At 37.1% G+C, this 20,418-nt stretch carries 9 protein-coding genes; 6 read left to right on the top strand and 3 right to left on the bottom strand.

Annotated features, from left to right (window positions below):
- Positions 1-492 precede the first annotated feature (492 nt).
- The 5 genes from NE668_RS09605 to NE668_RS09625 all read left to right on the top strand — a co-directional run bounded on the left by NE668_RS09605 (position 493) and on the right by NE668_RS09625 (position 15,001).
- A complete protein-coding gene (locus tag NE668_RS09605) occupies positions 493-9,615 on the top strand; it encodes an ESPR-type extended signal peptide-containing protein (RefSeq protein WP_227037880.1) in 9,123 nt (3,040 codons plus the stop codon).
- A 254-nt stretch (positions 9,616-9,869) separates the two neighbouring features.
- The gene (locus NE668_RS09610) at positions 9,870-11,279 is read left to right on the top strand and encodes an MATE family efflux transporter (protein ID WP_227037882.1); all 1,410 of its coding nucleotides are present in this window, start codon (positions 9,870-9,872) and stop codon (positions 11,277-11,279) included.
- A gap of 552 nt (positions 11,280-11,831) precedes the next feature.
- Positions 11,832-12,869: an OmpA family protein gene (locus tag NE668_RS09615; protein WP_004692964.1), complete on the top strand. Its 1,038-nt coding sequence runs from the start codon at positions 11,832-11,834 to the stop codon at positions 12,867-12,869.
- Between the two features lie 226 nt (positions 12,870-13,095).
- Positions 13,096-14,217: an AI-2E family transporter gene (locus tag NE668_RS09620; protein WP_004692963.1), complete on the top strand. Its 1,122-nt coding sequence runs from the start codon at positions 13,096-13,098 to the stop codon at positions 14,215-14,217.
- A 127-nt stretch (positions 14,218-14,344) separates the two neighbouring features.
- Positions 14,345-15,001 carry a PepSY domain-containing protein gene (locus tag NE668_RS09625; RefSeq protein ID WP_004692962.1) on the top strand — a complete coding sequence of 219 codons (657 nt, stop codon included), beginning with the start codon at positions 14,345-14,347 and terminating at the stop codon, positions 14,999-15,001.
- Positions 15,002-15,190: 189 nt separating this feature from the next.
- On the opposite strand, the gene NE668_RS09630 is transcribed toward NE668_RS09625, so the two are convergent.
- Together NE668_RS09630 and sstT are read right to left on the bottom strand one after the other, a co-directional pair.
- Complete coding sequence (locus NE668_RS09630) at positions 15,191-16,708, bottom strand: dihydrolipoyl dehydrogenase family protein (protein WP_205112928.1); 1,518 nt, start codon at positions 16,706-16,708, stop codon at positions 15,191-15,193.
- A 245-nt stretch (positions 16,709-16,953) separates the two neighbouring features.
- Positions 16,954-18,174 carry a serine/threonine transporter SstT gene (gene sstT, locus NE668_RS09635; RefSeq protein ID WP_205112927.1) on the bottom strand — a complete coding sequence of 407 codons (1,221 nt, stop codon included), beginning with the start codon at positions 18,172-18,174 and terminating at the stop codon, positions 16,954-16,956.
- Between the two features lie 345 nt (positions 18,175-18,519).
- Here sstT and NE668_RS09640 point away from each other — a divergent pair, with 345 nt between their 5' ends.
- Positions 18,520-19,266 carry a ubiquinone/menaquinone biosynthesis methyltransferase gene (locus NE668_RS09640; RefSeq protein WP_123138484.1) on the top strand — a complete coding sequence of 249 codons (747 nt, stop codon included), beginning with the start codon at positions 18,520-18,522 and terminating at the stop codon, positions 19,264-19,266.
- Here NE668_RS09640 and NE668_RS09645 read toward each other — a convergent pair.
- Positions 19,247-19,978 (bottom strand): SIMPL domain-containing protein, encoded by a 732-nt coding sequence (locus tag NE668_RS09645; protein ID WP_004692958.1) that lies wholly within the window; start codon positions 19,976-19,978, stop codon positions 19,247-19,249. The two genes, NE668_RS09640 and NE668_RS09645, sit on opposite strands and share 20 nt — an antisense overlap.
- Positions 19,979-20,418: the final 440 nt, after the last annotated feature.

Consider the following 20,418-nt stretch of genomic DNA (forward strand, 5'->3'; position numbering starts at 1 on the left):
AGATAATAGTGATCTATAAGAGGCTTAACTTAATCGATAATAATCTGAGCATATTTTTTTTGAAAGGTGTAGTAACTCAATCACTGATTAAGGGAGGACACATAAAGTTTTATAAAAATTTAATGAATTAATTATGTCTATAGTGATGACATGTAACTAAGTCCATAATATCTAGTTAAACACAAGTTTTTTTAGTACATATAATCTCATAAACGAAATTTAAATAATTGATTATGAGTTTATATTCATTTTATCTCTTCGGTATGGTATAAAATAAGCCCATATTTTATATAGATTTGTGACATGAATCACTATAAAGCCCATTGCTACGCTGTTTTTGTAATGCCTATAATTGTGAAAAATAAATGAAAAAGCTTGATAGTGTATTAAAGGTTTTGATATACTTAACATATTGAAAATATTGAAATTCTCATATGATTTACCATATGAAGAAACATAGCGGGAGCATTAATATAGTTTATAGGAGAAAATATGAATAAGATTTTCAAAGTGATTTGGAGCAAATCAAAAAATTGTTACGTAGTAGTATCTGAGTTCGCTAAGAATAATAGCGGCAAAAAGAAAATTGTTGTAGCAGCCATCTTGGCTGCATTAGCAATGACTAATGCTAGCATCTCTATGGCGTCAAATGATGTGCCTGCTGGCTTACCTGCTTCAGCAGTAGGGTTGGGGCCAAGTGCTTCTGTTAAGGGAGATAAAGCTGTAGGTTTCGGTTATAATGCATCAGCTGCTGGTGGAAATTCTGTTGTTATTGGCTCTAACGCTAGTGTTGCGGCTGGTAGTCCACAAGGGATCGCTATTGGTGGCGGTAACCAGACTAATGAAGGTGCAAGAGTAATTGGGGAGCAAGCAATCGCCATTGGGGGAAATACAATAGCTCAAGGTAACTCTTCTATTGTTATTGGTGGCGATGATGTAGTTAAAGCTGATGGTATAAAAGTTGTTTATACTACGAATAATGGTGAGAATAAGACTGGAGATTTGCGTAGTGCTGTTCAAAGCTTAACAGGCTTTGATATGAGAAATCCGCTATATACAGCGGCGACGGCTGGCGAATCTGGTATCACATTAGGTATGAAAGGTCAGTCTGGTAATGTAGGAATTGCAATTGGTACTGGTGCAAATGCGAAGGATCGTTTACCGGGAACCTCTACTGGTGCTACTGGACAAGCTAATAATGATGTAACAAATGCTATTGCTATTGGTACAGGGGCTAGGGCAAATCGTGATAATGCTATTGCCATCGGTGGTGGTTCTAATACTGATGTAGGTGGTACAAAACAATCTAGCTATACATTGCCAAATAACGTTGTTGCTTCCTGGGCTGGTGGTGATAAAACATTGCCAGGTGACGTCGTATCTTTTGGTTCTAAAGGGTATGAGCGTCAGTTGAAACACGTGGCTCCTGGTGAAGTAAGTGCTACTTCCACAGATGCAATTAATGGCTCCCAACTTAGTGCTATTGTAGATCAAATCGCTTATAAATATATATCTATAAAATCTTCTGATGTTGCTAATAAAGATAATACTGGTGCTACGGCAACTAATTCCATTGCTATTGGTCCAAATGCCGCAACAGACGCATCTGCAAGCCGTTCTGTAGCTGTTGGTGATGGCGCTAGAGGTAAAGTAGTAGATGGTGTAGCTGTTGGCTCAAAATCTACAGCTGATATTGCTTCAGGTGTAGTGGGATATAATGTTAATGCTAGTCGTACAGATACATATGCTGATTTAAGTGGTGCTGCCTTAACATCTAAATTAGGTGGTGTTGCTGTTGGTACGACAAACCAAACACGTCAAATTAATTATGTTGCTGCAGGTACTGCTGATACAGATGCAGTAAACGTGGCACAGTTAAAGAGTGTTAATCTAGCTTTTACAGGTGATACTGGTTCAGGTGATGTGAATCTTGCTAATAGTAAATTAGTTGTAAATGGTGATAATACATACATTACAACTACAGCTAATGGTAAGAAAATAACAGTTTCTGGTAAAAAGCAAGATATTACAGTAGCAAATGGTAGCGCTACAGCAACTGCTGGTATGGCGGATTCTGCTAACGTAGCTAATGCAATTAATCAAGCAATCAACCAAAATAAATACGGCTGGAACCTTTCTGCTAATGGCGAAGCTACACCAGTAGCCGTTGAAAAAGGAAATACAGTAGATTTTTCTGGTGACGATAATATTACGGTTGCTAGAAATGATAAGAAAATCTCTGTAGCCTTGAAAAAAGATCTTTCTAAATTAAACAGTGCATCTTTCAATAATGCTGGCGGTAATGAAACTGTAAAAATTGATGGTGACAAAGGTATTAATGCTGGGAATTTGAAAGTTACGAATGTAGCAGATGGTATCGCTGATAAAGATGCTGTTAATGTATCTCAATTGAAAAAAGTTGACGATAAAGCTGAAGCTAACAAAACTGCTATTGATACAAATAAAACTGCAATCGCTAAAAATGCAGGTGATATTGCAACAAACAAGGCTGACATTGCAACAAATAAAGCTAATATTGCTCAAAATACTACCGCTATCGCTCGTAAGATTTCTTTAGGTGGTAACTCTGGTTCTACCGATGAAAAATCCTTGAGCACTGGTGATGTGAAATTTAACGTAAAAGGTGAAAATGGCCTTACTACGGTTGCTAATGGCGACGATGTGACTGTTAAACTCGATGATGCAACTAAAGGTAAAGTCGACAATGCAGCTGATCGAGACTTGAGCAATTTGACTCCTGACGGTAAGCAACAAGTTAAGGATTTAGCAGCTTGGAATGTAGTCGCTAATAATGAAACGGCTGAAAAGGTTGAAGGTGGTAACACTGTTAAATTCATCGATGGTGATAACATTTCCATTACTCAAAATGGTAAAGACTTTACTATTTCTACTAAAAAAGATGTAACTTTTGATACGGTAACAGCTACACAAACAATTACAGCGCCAAAAGTGAAAGCGACAACTGGCGTTGAAACACCTCAAGTAACTGGCTTGACTAACACTGCTTGGGTTCCAGGTCAAACACAACCTGTATCTGGTCGTGCTGCCACAGAAGATCAATTGAAACACGTTGATGATCAAGTAGCAGAGAATAAAGCCAATATTGCTGATAATACAGATAAGATTGGCAAAAACGCTGATGCTATTGCTGATAACAAGCAAAAAATAGCAGACAATAAAACTGCAATTGATAAAAATTCAGGCGATATTGCGACAAACAAAACAGATATTGCTACGAATAAAGATAATATTGCCGATAACAAGCAAAAGATTGCGGACAATAAAGCTGCAATTGATAAAAATGCAGGCGATATTGCGACAAACAAAACAGACATTGCTACCAATAAAGACAATATTGCTGCGAACAAGCAAAAAATAGCTGATAATAAAACTGCAATTGATAAAAATACTGGTGACATTGCTACAAATAAAGCTGACATTTCAACTAACAAAGATAACATCGCAACTAATAAAGCTAATATCGACAAAAACACGACAGCTGTCGGTCGTAAGATTTCTTTAGGTGGTAACTCTGGTTCTACCGACGAAAAATCCTTGAGTACAGGTGATGTGAAATTTAACATAAAAGGTGAAAATGGTCTTACTACGGTGGCTAATGGCGACGATGTGACTGTTAAACTTGATGATGCAACTAAAGGTAAAGTCGACAATGCAGCTGATCGAGACTTGAGCAATTTGACTCCTGACGGTAAGCAACAAGTTAAGGGTTTAGCAGCTTGGAACGTAGTTGCTAATAATGAGACTGCTGAAAAGGTTGAAGGTGGTAACACTGTTAAATTCATCGATGGAGATAATATTTCCATTACTCAAAATGGTAAAGACTTTACCATTTCCACTAAAAAAGATGTAACTTTCGATACGATAACAGCTACTCAAACTATTACAGCGCCAAAAGTGAAAGCGACAACTGGGGTCGAAACACCTCAAGTAACAGGATTGACTAACACTACATGGGTTCTAGGTCAAACACAACCTGTATCTGGTCGTGCTGCCACAGAAGATCAATTGAAACACGTTGATGATCAAGTAGCAGAGAATAAAGCCAATATTGCTGATAATACAGATAAAATTGGCAAAAATGCTGATGCTATTGTTGATAACAAGCAAAAAATAGCTGATAATAAAACTGCAATAGATAAAAATACTGGTGACATTGCAACGAATAAAGCTGATATCACAGCCAATACAGATAAAATTGGTAAAAATGCTGATGCTATTGCAGACAACAAACAAAAAATTGCCGACAATAAAACGGCAATTGATAAAAATGCAGGCGATATTGCTACAAACAAAGGGGATATTGCTTCTAATAAAGCTAATATTGCTCAAAATACTACGGCTATCGCTCGTAAGATTTCTTTAGGTGGTAACTCTGGTTCGACTGATGACAAATCCTTGAGTACAGGTGATGTGAAATTCAATGTTAAAGGTGAGAACGGTCTTACTACTGTTGCTAATGGCGACGATGTGACTGTTAAACTTGATGACACGACTAAAGGCAAAATCGATAATGCAGCTGATCGAGACTTGAGCAATTTGACACCTGACGGTAAGCAACAGGTTAAGGATTTAGCAGCATGGAACGTAGTCGCTAATAATGAAACGGCTGAAAAGGTTGAAGGTGGCAACACTGTTAAGTTTATCGATGGTGATAACATTTCCATCACTCAAAATGGAAAAGACTTCACCGTTTCTACTAAGAAAGATGTAACTTTTGATACAGTAACAGCTACACAAACAATTACAGCGCCAAAAGTAAAAGCGACAACTGGGGTTGAAACACCTCAAGTAACTGGCTTGACTAACACTGCTTGGGTTCCAGGTCAAACACAACCTGTATCTGGCCGTGGAGCTACAGAAGACCAATTGAAGAAAGTTGATGATCAAGTAGCAGAAAATAAAGCAAATATCGCAGATAATACAGATAAGATTGGTAAAAATGCTGATGCTATTGCAGATAACAAGCAAAAAATAGCTGACAATAAAACTGCAATTGATAAAAATGCGGGCGATATTGCGACAAACAAAACGGATATTGCTACTAATAAGGACAATATTGCTGCGAACAAGCAAAAAATTACTGACAATAAAACTGCAATTGATAAAAATGTAGGTGATATTGCAACAAATAAAGCTAATATTGCTCAAAATACTACCGCTATCGCTCGTAAGATTTCTTTAGGTGGTAACTCTGGTTCTACCGATGAAAAATCCTTGAGCACTGGTGATGTGAAATTTAACGTAAAAGGTGAAAATGGCCTTACTACGGTTGCTAATGGCGATGATGTGACTGTTAAACTCGATGATGCAACTAAAGGTAAAGTCGACAATGCAGCTGATCGGGACTTGAGCAATTTGACTCCAGACGGTAAGCAACAAGTTAAGGATTTAGCAGCTTGGAATGTAGTCGCTAATAATGAGACTGCTGAAAAGGTTGAAGGTGGTAACACTGTTAAATTTATCGATGGTGATAATATTTCTATTACTCAAAATGGAAAAGACTTCACCATTTCCACTAAGAAAGATGTAACTTTTGATACAGTAACCGCTAACCAAACCATTACGGCACCAAAAGTGAAAGCGACAACTGGTGTTGAAACACCTCAAGTAACAGGTTTGACTAACACTTCATGGGTTCCAGGTCAAACACAACCTGTATCTGGTCGTGGAGCTACAGAAGACCAATTGAAGAAAGTTGATGATCAAGTAGCAGAAAATAAAGCCAATATTGCTGATAATACAGATAAGATTGGTAAAAATGCTGATGCTATTGCAGACAACAAGCAAAAAATTGCTGACAATAAAACTGCAATTGATAAAAATGTAGGTGATATTGCAACAAATAAAGCTAATATTGCTCAAAATACTACCGCTATCGCTCGTAAGATTTCTTTAGGTGGTAACTCTGGTTCGACTGATGCAAAATCCTTGAGCACAGGTGATGTGAAATTTAACGTAAAAGGTGAGAATGGTCTTACTACGGTTGCCAATGGTGACGATGTGACTGTTAAACTCGATGATGCAACTAAAGGTAAAATCGATAATGCAGCTGATCGAGACTTGAGCAACTTGACTCCTGACGGTAAGCAACAAGTTAAAGATTTAGCAGCATGGAATGTAGTAGCTAATAATGAAACGGCTGAAAAGGTTGAAGGTGGCAACACTGTTAAGTTCATCGATGGTGATAACATTTCCATTACTCAAAATGGTAAAGACTTTACCATTTCCACTAAGAAAGATGTAACTTTTGATACAGTAACAGCTACACAAACAATTACAGCGCCAAAAGTGAAAGCGACAACTGGGGTTGAAACACCTCAAGTAACTGGCTTGACTAACACTGCATGGGTTCCAGGTCAAACACAACCTGTATCTGGTCGTGCTGCCACAGAAGATCAATTGAAACACGTTGATGATCAAGTAGCAGAAAATAAAGCCAATATCGCGGATAATAAAGCTGCAATTGATAAAAATACTGGCGATATTGCTACCAATAAGGATAAGATTGCAGATAACAAGCAAAAAATAGCTGATAATAAAGCTGCAATTGATAAAAATGCTGGCGATATTGCGACAAACAAAACGGATATTGCTACTAATAAGGACAATATTGCAACGAACAAGCAAAAAATTGCCGACAATAAAACAGCAATTGATAAAAATACTGGTGATATTGCAACAAATAAAGGAGATATTGCAACCAATAAACAAAAAATAGCCGATAATAAAACAGCAATTGATAAAAATACTGGTGATATTGCTTCTAATAAAGCTAATATCGCTCAAAATACTACGGCTATCGCTCGTAAGATTTCCTTAGGTGGTAACTCTGGCTCTACTGATGAAAAATCCTTGAGTACAGGTGATGTGAAATTCAATGTTAAAGGTGAGAATGGTCTTACTACTGTTGCTAATGGCGACGATGTAACGGTTAAACTTGATGACACGACTAAAGGCAAAATCGATAATGCAGCTGATCGAGACTTGAGTAATTTGACTCCTGACGGTAAGCAACAAGTTAAGGATTTAGCAGCATGGAACGTAGTCGCTAATAATGAAACGGCTGAAAAGGTTGAAGGTGGCAACACTGTTAAGTTTATCGATGGTGATAACATTTCCATCACTCAAAATGGAAAAGACTTCACCGTTTCTACTAAGAAAGATGTAACTTTTGATACAGTAACAGCTACACAAACAATTACAGCGCCAAAAGTAAAAGCGACAACTGGGGTTGAAACACCTCAAGTAACTGGCTTGACTAACACTGCTTGGGTTCCAGGTCAAACACAACCTGTATCTGGTCGTGCAGCCACAGAAGACCAATTGAAGAAAGTTGATAATCAAGTAGCAGAAAATAAAGCCAATATTGCTGATAATACAGATAAGATTGGTAAAAATGCAGAGGCTATTGCAGACAACAAACAAAAAATAGCTGATAATAAAGCTGCAATTGATAGAAATGCTGCTGATATTGCAACCAATAAAGATAAAATTGCGACGAATAAACAGAATATTGCTGATAATAAAGCGGCAATCACTAAAAATGCTGGCGATATTGCAACCAATAAAGCTAATATTGATAAAAATACAGAAGCCATTGCTCGCAAGATTTCTTTAGGTGGTAATACTGGGTCTACCGATGAGAAATCCTTGAGCACAGGTGATGTAAAATTTAATATTAAAGGTCAGAATGGTATTGTTACTGAAGCTAATGGCGAAGATGTAACTGTCAAATTAGATGATGCTACGGCTAATAAAATCAACAATGCAGCAAATACGGATTTGAGCAACTTAACAGATACCGGTAAACAACAAGTTAAAGATTTATCCGCATGGAATGTAGTAGCTAATGGTAATACTGCCGAAAAAGTTGAAGGTGGCAACACAGTTAAGTTTATCGATGGTGATAATATTTCCATTACTCAAAATGGTAAAGACTTCACAATTGCTACTAAACAAGACGTAACTTTCAATACTGTAAAAGCAAATCAAACAATTACCGCACCAAAAGTGAAAGCTACAGAAGGGGTAGAGACCCCTCAAGTGACAGGCTTGACTAATAAAGAATGGATTTCTGGTCAAACACAACCTGTAAGCGGTCGTGCAGCCACAGAAGATCAATTGAAACAAGTTGATAATCAAGTAGCAGAAAATAAAGCCAATATTGCTGACAATAAGGATAAAATTAGCAAAAATACTGCTGATATTGCTGCCAATAAAGGCAATATTTCTACAAACAAACAAGATATTGCAGATAATAAAGCTGCAATTGATAGAAATGCTGCTGATATTGCAACCAATAAAGATAATATTGCGACGAATAAACAGAATATTGCTGATAACAAATTGGCAATCACTAAAAATGCTGGCGATATTGCAACCAATAAAGCTAATATTGATAAAAATACAGAAGCCATTGCTCGCAAGATTTCTTTAGGTGGTAACTCTGGTTCTACCGATGAAAAGTCTTTGAGCACAGGTGATGTGAAATTCAATGTTAAAGGGGAAAATGGTCTTACTACTGTTGCTAATGGCGACGATGTCACTGTTAAACTCGATGATGTGACTAAAGGTAAAATCGATAATGCAGCAAATCAAGACTTGAGCAACTTAACAGATGCTGGTAAACAACAAGTTAAAGATATATCTGCATGGAATGTAACAGCTGCTGGCGGTACCGTTGAAAAAGTACAAGGTGGAGATACTGTAAAATTCCAAGCTGGTGATAATCTTGTAGTTAACCAAGATAGAACTACTTTCACATATGGCTTGGCTAAAGACTTGAAAGGTTTAAACAGTGTTACCGTAGGTGATGAAAACGGTGTATCTACTAAGATTACCCCTGCAGGTACAACTGTGAAAGATGCAGCTGGCAATTCTACTGTAATTAAGGGTGGTGGCATGACTATTACTCCAGCAGATGCAACAGCTAGCCCTGTATCCCTCACTGTAGACGGCTTAAATAATGGTGGTAAGCAAATTCATGGGGTAGCGCCTGGCACAGATGATACTGATGCAGTAAATGTTAGCCAATTGAAAGCATCTAATGCTGGTTTACAAGAAGCTGTTAATCGTGTAGGTACTGAAACACAACGTGTGGGTGCTCATGCGGCAGCTATGGCAGCGTTGAAACCAATTCAATACGATCCATTGGAACCAACTCAAATTATGGCTGGTATTGGTAACTACCGTGGTGAAACTGCGGGTGCTATCGGTATTGCTCACTACCGAACTGAAGATACTATGTTCAACGTAGGCGTTTCACTTGGTACTAGTCATAACATGGTAAATGCAGGTGTAACACATAAATTTGGTGGTAGTCGTGAAAGAAAAGAGGCTATTCCAGAACGTTATAAAGCAGGTCCTATTAGCTCTGTCTATGTAATGCAAGATGAAGTATCTAGTCTCAAAAAAGAAAATAGTAATCAAAAAACTGTTATTGCTAATCAAGCAGCACGTCTAAATACATTAGAAGCTGAAAATGAACGTCAACGACAAGAATTGGCTGAGACTAAACAAGGCTTAGATGAATTGCGTGCAGTAGTAAATCAATTATTAGCCTCTAAAGGTTAAGAGTTGAGAGCTAGTCTTGATAATAGTTTAAGATAATTATTTTCCTGTAAATCTAAAGAACCTCTTATACACTGTTATACCTGATGGATATATACATTTTGTATAAGAGGTTCTTTTGCTATTTTGATATATATTCTTATTTAAAATGCATAACATATGAATGACTTCTCATATGTTATGTGATATAATACAGTGGAACTAAGAGGCGAAGTGATGCCTCTACTATGTATGATCTTGCATGAATAGGAGATAGAATGTTAGACCGTATACAACGATGGCTTTCAATAGATACCATGTTGCCTGTTGCAGAACGATTAGGACCTGTAGGCACGACAAAGCAGCTATATGGTAATTATCTAAAAATAGCTTGGCCAGCTACATTACAAGGCTTGATGTTACAATTTATGACGGCCATCGATTTGGCGATGGTTGGTGCCTTAGGTGCATCAGCTCTTGCTTCGGTAGGTATTATGGGACAACCTGAGATGGTAATGCTCATCTTCTGCCGCGCCTTATCCATTGCTGTGACAGCAATCATAGCTCGTCGTCATGGTGAAGGTGATGTAGATGGTATGAATGCCGTGCTCAAGCAGTCTATTTTATTGAATTTTTTGATTTATGTACCGTTATTATTGATATGTTTCTTAAATTTAGAGCATATTCTACGTTTTACAGGTGCTGAAGAGAGCTATATTGAAACAGCTGTTTGGTATGGTCGTTTCATAGTTATTAGTTTAATCTTTCAGTCTTTTAGTCAAATCGTAGGGGCTGCACTCATTGGATATGGTAACACCAAGGTTATTTTTAAATCTAATGTAGTAGGGAATATTTTGAATACGATAATGAATTTCTTCTTGATTTATGGTATCGGTTTCTTCCCTGAACTTGGTGTTATGGGGGCAGGTGTTTCCACTATGATCAGTAGTGCGATTATTGCATTATTGTTGTTGCGTACGATTTCACAACATACTGCTACTGGATTAACATTGCGCCATCCGTCGAAGTGGATTTTTGAAAGACCTGTACTTCATACGATGTTTCATGTAGGTGGCAGTTCTTTGGGGGAACAGTTCTTTGAAAGGTTCGGTATGTATACATACACTATGATTGTGGCTTCCTTAGGTGCAGTACCTTTGGCCGCGCATTACGTATGTATGAATCTAATGGATATATTTTATTATTTTGCGATGGGACTTGGCTTTGCAGGCGCGTCACATACGGGTCAAAATCTTGGGCATAAAAGGCCGGATATTGTACGTACTTATGGTAAAATTGGTGCTCGTATCGGTTTAGTCGTGGGTCTTGTGAGTGCATTAATCTTTATTGGCCCTGGTGATTTTTTAGTACACTTATATACTCGTGAAAGTGATGTTGTTACACTTTCAGCCACTTTGATGGGTATTATGGCTATCGCTGCATTCCCTCAAGCATTACAACAAGTATACTCCGGTGTGTTGAAAGGGGCAGGAGATACATATTACATTATGAAATATTCTCTTGTAAGCGTAGCAATCATTCGTCCTATTATTACGTATCTATTGTGCATTACATTAGGTTTAGGACTTTTTGGGGCATGGTTATCTTTGTGCTTTGATCAGTCTCTAAGATTATGTTGTTCTTATTTTAGATTTATTCGAGGAACATGGCAACATAAGGTTGTTTAATGAGATGTAAATTCTTTTTCACATTGAAAGTTTTAGAAGGATTCATGAAAAAGAAGTGAATAAACTCTTGTCTATTAAAAATTTTTGATGTACAATACGTAATGTGAAAAAAATGACACATTGGGGAATGTGTTATCTGACCAGAAACTTCTGATTTCACGTATATATGTAAGGGATATACATATGAAATGATAAAAGCTTCCTTAGTGCATAAGGGAGCTTTTATTCGTTCAATTATAGTTAGATCTATTAGTACATATAATAATGATTTTGATGAACTTATAAGACCAGTAATTTTATTATTGTTAGAGAATCTTAAAAAAGATAAATAGTATTATAATTTCGGGAATGTAATATGTGCAGAGAATCGCAGTGATTAGACAATAGAGAGGGTTTAAATATTTATATTTATAATATTTATAGATAGATATAACTAAAAATTCATCAAATATTCATGAAGAATGTTGAATTATATTGAAAAATTGTGTAAAATATAAGCATATTATTACCAAAGCCTAAGTATTATAAGGGCTGTTTTTGGAGGGAATTATAATGAATAAAAAATTATTAGCTTTATTGGCAGTTGCTGCTGTAGGTGTGTCCGTAGCAGGTGCAACTCCTCAAACTCAATTCAATAAAGGTGAGTTTCAAGTTGATCTTGGTGCGTCTGATTCTAAAGCAAAAACTAAAGCTTGGACTTCTGATGCAAAATGGAACTTTGATGGTGGTGTAACATACGCTTTCACAGATAAAACAGCGTTGCAATACCAATACCATGGTTTGAATGATAAAATGTTCGGCACTAGCTATAGTGATAGAATGCAAGAAGTTAATTTGATTCAATCCTTGAACAAAAATTTCGCAGTATATGGCGGTTATGCTCACATTTCTGGTGATACATTCCCTAAAGCAAATAATATTGCTCAATTAGGTGTAATTGGTAAAGCTAACCTTGGCTCCAAAGTAGACGTTTATGGTAAAGCGGGTGTAGGGACTAAGAGAACTACTACTTGGGAAGCAGGTTTAGGTTATAAAGTCAACCAAGACTGGGATATTAATGCAGGGTATCGTTATATCAATACTAAACGTGATGATAAGTCTAATATTTCCTTCCAAGGTCCTGTAGTAGGATTATCTTACCGTTTCGGCGGTCATAAATCCGTAGCTCCTGTATACACTCCAGCGCCAGCTCCTGTATACACTCCGGCTCCAGCTCCTACTGTAGAAGCGCCTGCATATAAAACTCCTAAATTGGACTACTATGTACAATCTATCTACTTTGACTCCGACCAAGATGTTGCTCGTGCGGACCAATATCCAAACTTAACAGCTGCTGTAAATGCTGCTAACCAATATTCTCAAGACCAAGTTAAGTTGATGGGTAACGCTGATACTGATGCAAATCCACAATACAATATTGCTTTGTCTGAACGCCGCGTACAACATGTGGCTCAATATTTAGTTAACCATGGTGTATCTGCCGATCGTCTTATCGGTATTGCTAATGGTGATGTTAAACCAGTTGCAACTAACTCTACAGCAGCAGGTAAAGCTGAAAACCGTCGTGTAGACGTTTATATTCATCGCTAATCTCTAGACTAATCTAGATTAGTCCTACAATAAGTCCACCTTCAATCATGCTCTCTTGTTTATCGAGAATTCGAGCATGCGACAAGGTGGACTTTTGTGTTATACTAAAATTGCATACAATCCTAGGTCATACAATGTTCATTATGCTTTGGTAATGTATGCGATGTGAGAATCGTATAGTTATATAGGTGTAGTTTATTAATAGTGTTATGTGAAGTAGGTTATTATGAAAGAATTCAAATATTACAAACAGCTCATAGGAGCTATTATACTAGCGGGCATTATGATTATGATGGCACTACGTATAAGTGATATTGCTAGTGGTCTTGACGCTATCTTTACGGCTTTTGTTCCGCTCATTGTGGGTGCTTGTATTGCTTTCGTATTGGATATTCTAGTCGTTCGTTATGAACGATGGCTATGGCCCAAGTGTGGCTCTGGATGGAAGTATAAAATACGTCGCCCGTTGAGTCTTTTGCTATCCTTTGTAACAATTAGTGTTATTGTGTATTTTATTGCTCGGATGGCTTTACCTCAATTGATTCATTCTATGTCGATTATTGTAGCTGCATCACCGCAATTGTATACGGATTTCCAAACATGGATGCAACATATTACAGAAACAGTTCCAATGGCGTCGAATCAAACGATTATAGATGCCCTAAGTGGAGAGAATATTGCTAAATATACTCGTGAATGGGGGACAAAAGGTGGCACATATATTGTAAATGCAATGGGCACCGTATTGTCTTGGACTTTGAACATAGGTCTTGGCTTAATTTTTGCTGTTTATATGTTGCTTGATAAGGAACGCCTTATGTTACAAGGTAAACGTATATTAAAGGCATATGCATCAGATGAGTGGGTAAATCGAGTTAGTTATGTAACTCGCGTAGCAGTTCAAACATTCAGTAATTTTTTTGTAGGTCAGTTTATAGATGCCTTGGTTCTAGGCGTGATGGTAGGAATTACTTTATGGCTATTTAATATTGAATATGCTACAACGATTGCCTGTGTAATTGGTCTAACTGGTTTGATTCCACTATTAGGTATTTATGTTGGTGGTATCATTGGAGCCGTTATGCTACTTACTGTTAGCCCTATGGATGCTCTCATCTATGTAATTATTTTAGAGGTACTTCATCAAATTGAAAGTAACTTTATTTATCCTAAAATTGTAGGTAACTCTGTCGGATTACCAGGTTTGTGGGTATTTGCTGCCGTTATCGTAGGCGGTAGTTTGATGGGGGTTACTGGTATGTTGATCGGTGTACCTTTAGTGGCTACATGCTATAAATTGATTATGACTGATGTAGATGGACGACTTGCATCTAATGAAGGTTTATAGTATATTGTCTAAATGATATGACTATTTACATATTTTTCGTGTTGCTGAATATAGCATGAACTTATAGAAATTCTAGTGTACTAATAGTTTGATTAATAGAAACATGGTATCTAGTAGGAGGATTATAATGAATAAAAAGTTGATTTCTATGGCATTAACGGGGGTATTAGCAGTGGGCATGTTATCCGTTGCTACACCAAGTGTGGCAGATGCACGCAAAACAAAGCCTGAAACAAGTACGGATATTTCTGTAAAACGTGCACCTGGCGAGTCCATAGTTATGACTATGAGCCAAATTGGAACTATTTTCCAAAATCGCTATCCTAATGCGGCGCTTCATTCTGTAGAGCTCAACTCTAATGACTTGAACTATGGTTATAAAGTAGTTGGTTATAGTAAGTATCATCAGTACAAGATGAAAATTGATGTAATCACTGGTAATGCTTCTGATATGGAAGAGGGGGGCAAACCTAAGAAAGTTATTGGTGAGATTTTCAATAAAGATAAAGTTATTGAATCAACGCAAGCAGAACGTGTTGCAAAACAACAACTTGGAAATGATGCTGTTATGAAGGGCTGGAAAATTGAAGCTCATAATGGTAAAGTTTTATACTATGTGACTATGCATCAAGATGGTAAAAAAGTAGTTGTTACAGTAGATGCTGAGACAGGTGCTTATGTAGAACAATCTAAATCCTATAAATTACCACCTGAGCCAGATCAAGGCTTTGATGGTCGTAAAACAAATCTCGTTTGGGGTTCTGATATAGATATGGGCCGCTAACCTATCTATTGATGATTAATAAGAAAAGAGCCGAAGGCAATGCCTTTGGCTCTTTTTTGCGATTCCGATACTATAAAATATCGGTTGATAGTGCTCTTATGTTAGAATATTTTTTTTACAATAGATATGTTTGCAACAAAAGGACTGCGCCTAGGTTTAGTCCTTTTATTATTTATAACTATAGTTGTATTACCAACGATTTTCGTAGTACACTTGTGTCCACATGATAACCTCGACGAGGGATGGATGTGGGCTCATAGTTTCGCCTACAGTGATAACGGATCTAGGGTCCATTTCACGAGTAATACCTTTTTCACGTAAACGTTTAGTGCGTTCAGAAGCGATTTCTTCGTTGATTGCTGTCAATGGAGTTACGCCACTATTCATAAGGTTTACATAAGGCTGGAAGAGAATGGAGGCTTGAGGGCCTGTTACATGCATACCAAGGATATGGTTAGTATCTTTGTCTACTACAATTTTTACAAAGCCGTCATTTACATCACCAGGGTTGATACCCATTGCATAGCCTTTAGCTGTGGAGGAGTAGTAGTTTTTACCTACACCTACATTGTAACCAGCTTTAATAGCTTCTGCTTCAGTAAGACCTACGCTACCAATTTCAGGGTATGAGAATGTAACTTTAGGCAATGTATCATATCGTGCCCAACGGTAATCTTCTTCGCTTGTTGCGTAGAAGAGATTGTGAGCAATGATATCTGCTTCGTAGTTTGCACGGTGACGGAATGCCGGCTCCCCATTGACATCACCTAAAGCGTAGATACCATCAACGGATGTTTCTAAAAATTCGTTAGTTTTGATCCAGCCTTTAGGCCGTGTTTCAATACCAGTGTTTTCTAGGTGAAGTTCTTCCACAGCTGGACGGATACCTGCAGCTACAAGGATTTCTTCAACTTTAGTTTCTGTAATTTCGCCAGTAGTACGATCTTTAGTAACTACTACTTTAAGGCCATCTTCTTGGCGGATTTCAACAGTATCTTGGTTTAGAAGTACGTTAATACCACGTTCTCTGTAGTTGTTAAGCAAGTGTTCCGATATATCTGTATCTTCTTTAGGTACTAAACGTACATTGTGCTGAAGAATTGTTACCTTTGTACCTGCGGAATCAAATACATGAGCGAACTCAACACCGATTGGTCCGGCACCAAGAACGGCAAGAGATTTGTATGGTTGTTTTGGAAATTTATCGCCAAAGAGGCTTTCACTAGTAAGGAAACCTGCCTCTTGAAGACCTGGTACATTCGGTATATTGCTGTAACCACCTGTACCAAGAATAATAGTAGGTGCCGTAATTTCTACAGTGCCAGAGCCATCATTAAGATGGATGTTCATCACTTTATCGGATACAAAGCTTGCTGCACCACGATATACATCTACGTTGTCATAGGCGTTGTAATAATCATAGATGCCTGCAGATTCGTCAATTTTATGCCATGTACGTTTTGAAACAGTATCCCAGTCCATAGTAGCAGAACCAACATTAACACCGATTTTTTTGAATTCTTCTACTTCTTGGATTGCATTAGCTGCTGTAACCATAACTTTTGTAGGAATACAACCGCGAGTTAGGCATGTGCCACCAAATTTACCTTTTTCTATGATTGCCACTTTAAGGCCTTTTTTGAGCGCAGCGTCAGCTACGATGGTTGCGCCTCCTGTACCAACTACAATAATATCGTATTGTTTCATGTTGATTCCTTTCTATATATCTACTAATAGTTATTATCATTAACTATATTATACCACTATATTGAAGAAAATCAATATAGTTTGTTAGTGATTGGTGAAAGTTTATATTTAGTTAATCCAATTACATAATATCATTTCCAGATAATTAAGAGGCGAGGATATATGTAACTTTCACAAAGCCTTAATAAAAGAATGTATAATTAGTTTACAAAAAAGACGGTCCCAAAGGACCGTCTAAGAACGTTTTAGTTCCAATCTTGATGATAACCGCGTTTTGCATAATCAGCAGTGGCAGTGAAAAGGATATCTGTGCTAGAGTTAAGCGCAGTTTCCGTGGAGTCTTGTAATACGCCAATAATAAAACCTACGCCTACAACTTGCATTGCTACATCATTGGAGATACCAAATAAGGAACAAGCCAATGGAATAAGTAACAAGGAACCGCCTGCAACACCAGAAGCACCACAAGCACCAATAGTGGCAATGATGGATAAGAGAATTGCAGTAGGAATATCTACAACGATACCCAAAGTGTTAGCTGCAGCTAATGTCATGATTGTAATCGTGATTGCTGCACCACCCATATTGATTGTGGCACCTAATGGAATAGATACGGAATACATATCTGGATTAAGTTTTAAACGTTTTGCCAAATCAAGGTTTACGGGAATGTTTGCAGCAGAGCTACGTGTGAAAAACGCATAGATTGCAGATTCACGTAAGCATTTGAATACCAATGGGTATGGATTACGGCGAAGGTATATAAAGGATAAAATCGGATTGATCACTAGTGCTACAAAAATCATAGAACCAAGTAATAATACGAGTAATTGGAAGTAACCAATCAAGGCTTCGATACCGTTAGTAGCAATGGATTCTGCTACAAGCCCCATAATACCAAGAGGAGCGAAGCGGATGATCCAACCTACTACAGTAGTAATAGCTTGCGCAATGGACTCCATAACTTCTTTCGTATTCATCGGTGCATGACGTAAAGCACCACCAATAATAAGGGCCCAACCTAAAATACCAATGTAGTTAGCAGTCATTAACGCTTTTACAGGGTTATCAACAATATTTTTAAGTAATGTTGTCATAACCTCTGCGATACCTTGTGGAGGCGCTGCATCAGCGGCACCTGCTGCTAGATGTAATGTAGTAGGGAAGAAGAAACTTACGATTACTGCTAATGCTGCAGATAGGAATGTACCTAATAAGTATAAGGTGATAACAGAACCCATGCCAGTTTTTTGGCCAGAACGATGTTTACTGATCGCTGCAATTACCAAGAAAAATACAAGGATAGGGGCAATGCCTTTAAGGGCACCAACAAAAAGAACACCTAATAAAGCAAGTTCATTGGCCATATCTGGCACATAAAGAGCAGTCAAAATACCAATAATCAAACCTATGATAATTTGTTGGATTAGACTGACTCTGTTGATTGATTTTACAAATCGATTCATAGTACACTCCAATACTTAAATAAAAACAAATAAAACCCACAACAAAATATCCTTTCATCATGGACATATGTCATTATACAACGAACATGAAATGGTGGCAATAGATATTATAATCGATAGTCGTATATATTTATTATGAATATAGGTAAAAAATAGATATGTGTGTTTAGTTCTATATTATGTAGCGGAAAATACTAAATACCAGTGTTTTTAGTAGATATGTATATATTACATAGTCACTATATAGAGTATATATATTAGGATTCTTTTTAGCGTTCCTATAGTGTGGTATACTATGCCATATATAATTCTTGAACATAGTTCTTGATTTGTGAAAGGTCCATAATGAATACTAAAGAATTTAAAACGTATGCAGATAAAGAGAAATTTGTACAAGGCGTTTTTTCTAATATTGCAAAAAACTATGACTTAATGAATACGGTGTTAAGCTTTGGACAAGATTATTTTTGGCGTAAATTCTCTGTAAAAGCGATGAATATCGGTCCTCACCAATATGTACTTGATGTGGCATGTGGCACTTGTGTATTTACGAAGGAAGTATTGCGTCAAGAGCCCACTTTGAAGGTAGAGGCATTAGATTTTAATAGTGAAATGTTAAATCAAGGTCGTGTTCGTATTGAGGCTGCTGGTTTACTTAATCAAGTAAATTTAGTACAAGGTGATGCCATGGCCTTACCATATGAGGATAATACATTTGATGCTGCAATGAGTGGCTTTGCAATGCGAAATGTTCCAGATATTAAGCAGGTATTGTCTGAAATGCAACGCGTGGTAAAACCAGGTGGGAAGGTTGTGGTGTTAGAACTTGCAAAACCAAGTATGTTTGGGTTTAAACAGTTATATAACTTCTATTTTTCATATATATTGCCTATTATAGGAAAATTGAGCAAAGATAACTCTTCCTATGCCTGGCTTCCAGAATCTTTACGTAGATACCCTCATCAAAGTGAGATTTTAGAAATCTGGAAATCTCTAGGATATGAAAATGCCACCTATCATGAATTGACAGGCGGCATTGTAGCTGTACACGAAGGTGTGGTACCGGAAAATTCTATTGTAGATAATAAGTGATGTTAGCGTCTTGGGAAACTATTAAAGAGCCTTTTTCTACAGGTGTAGCAGTTTCGAGAGCTGCTTTTAGCATTACTGGGTTACGATAGTAACCAGAGTCCATTGTGCTAGTTTCAGTTGTGCTAATGGAAACAGTTTTTACTGGTCCCAATGTACGACCGAGGGCAGCTGCGATAACTTCTGCTTTATGGCGACCGTTTTGAATCGCTTCTGTAGTTAAAGAATCAGATAATTGTTGAGACACATCATTTTGGAATGAAAGGTTGTTGATGTCGTTAGCACCAGCGCTAACAGCGGCATCGACAACCTTTCCTACGTTATCAAGGTTATTGATCTTAACTGTTACATGATTTGATACATTATAACCTGTATTGATGCGTTTGCCGTCTTGATAGTCGCTCGTTGGATTGATGGAAATGCTAGATGTATAGATGTCTTTTTTTGCAACACCTAAGTTAGCTAATTGACTAATTAAATTACTCATAATACGATCATTATTAGATTTTGCAGCATTGATATTGGTATTTTGGCTTGTAATACCAAGTGTTAAAATCGCATAGTTAGGTGCTACAGATCGAGACGCTTGACCAGTAATATTAATTTCTGAAGTATCAAATGTGCCCTGTGGTGCAGCTAATGTGGTAGTTCCCATAGTAGCACATATAGCAGCTATAGCTACAGCTTTTGATAATAAATGTTTTGATAGTTTCATACTCAATCTCCTTACAATAATGTAATATTCATATTGGTAAACGCTAATAAAAGAAAACTAATTTGTGCTGAAAGTTCTTTATTACAGCTACATTGTACATGATTAATTGTGTAAAATCAATTATTAGGTTTATGGTTAAAAATGAAAATAAAATGAAGATTTTGTAAAGTTGAGAATTGGGGGTTGCGATTATATTTTCATTGTACTATAATATGCATACAGTCGTTTGAGCGGCTGTTTCTTAATGAGTGTAGCAATACACTTAGAGGTTTAAAATGAACTTCAAAAAAGATTATAAAATGTGTTGACATGAAAGTGGTCATAATGTTATTATAATCAAGTCGTCAATTACGACAGTACTTAATAATGAAGTAGTGCAAATTGATAACAGATCTTTGAAAACTGAACAATGATAGGTAATCAATCATATGATTGAACAT

Origin of the sequence: Veillonella parvula (assembly GCF_024461875.1) — a bacterium.
In the GTDB taxonomy this organism is placed as follows: domain Bacteria; phylum Bacillota; class Negativicutes; order Veillonellales; family Veillonellaceae; genus Veillonella; species Veillonella parvula_I.

Coding starts and splice junctions, on each gene's coding strand:
- NE668_RS09605 (WP_227037880.1), top strand. CDS start 493: ATGAATAAGATTTTCAAAGTGATTTGGAGCAAATCAAAAAATTGTTAC.
- NE668_RS09610 (WP_227037882.1), top strand. CDS start 9,870: ATGTTAGACCGTATACAACGATGGCTTTCAATAGATACCATGTTGCCT.
- NE668_RS09615 (WP_004692964.1), top strand. CDS start 11,832: ATGAATAAAAAATTATTAGCTTTATTGGCAGTTGCTGCTGTAGGTGTG.
- NE668_RS09620 (WP_004692963.1), top strand. CDS start 13,096: ATGAAAGAATTCAAATATTACAAACAGCTCATAGGAGCTATTATACTA.
- NE668_RS09625 (WP_004692962.1), top strand. CDS start 14,345: ATGAATAAAAAGTTGATTTCTATGGCATTAACGGGGGTATTAGCAGTG.
- NE668_RS09630 (WP_205112928.1), bottom strand. CDS start 16,708: ATGAAACAATACGATATTATTGTAGTTGGTACAGGAGGCGCAACCATC.
- sstT (WP_205112927.1), bottom strand. CDS start 18,174: ATGAATCGATTTGTAAAATCAATCAACAGAGTCAGTCTAATCCAACAA.
- NE668_RS09640 (WP_123138484.1), top strand. CDS start 18,520: ATGAATACTAAAGAATTTAAAACGTATGCAGATAAAGAGAAATTTGTA.
- NE668_RS09645 (WP_004692958.1), bottom strand. CDS start 19,978: ATGAAACTATCAAAACATTTATTATCAAAAGCTGTAGCTATAGCTGCT.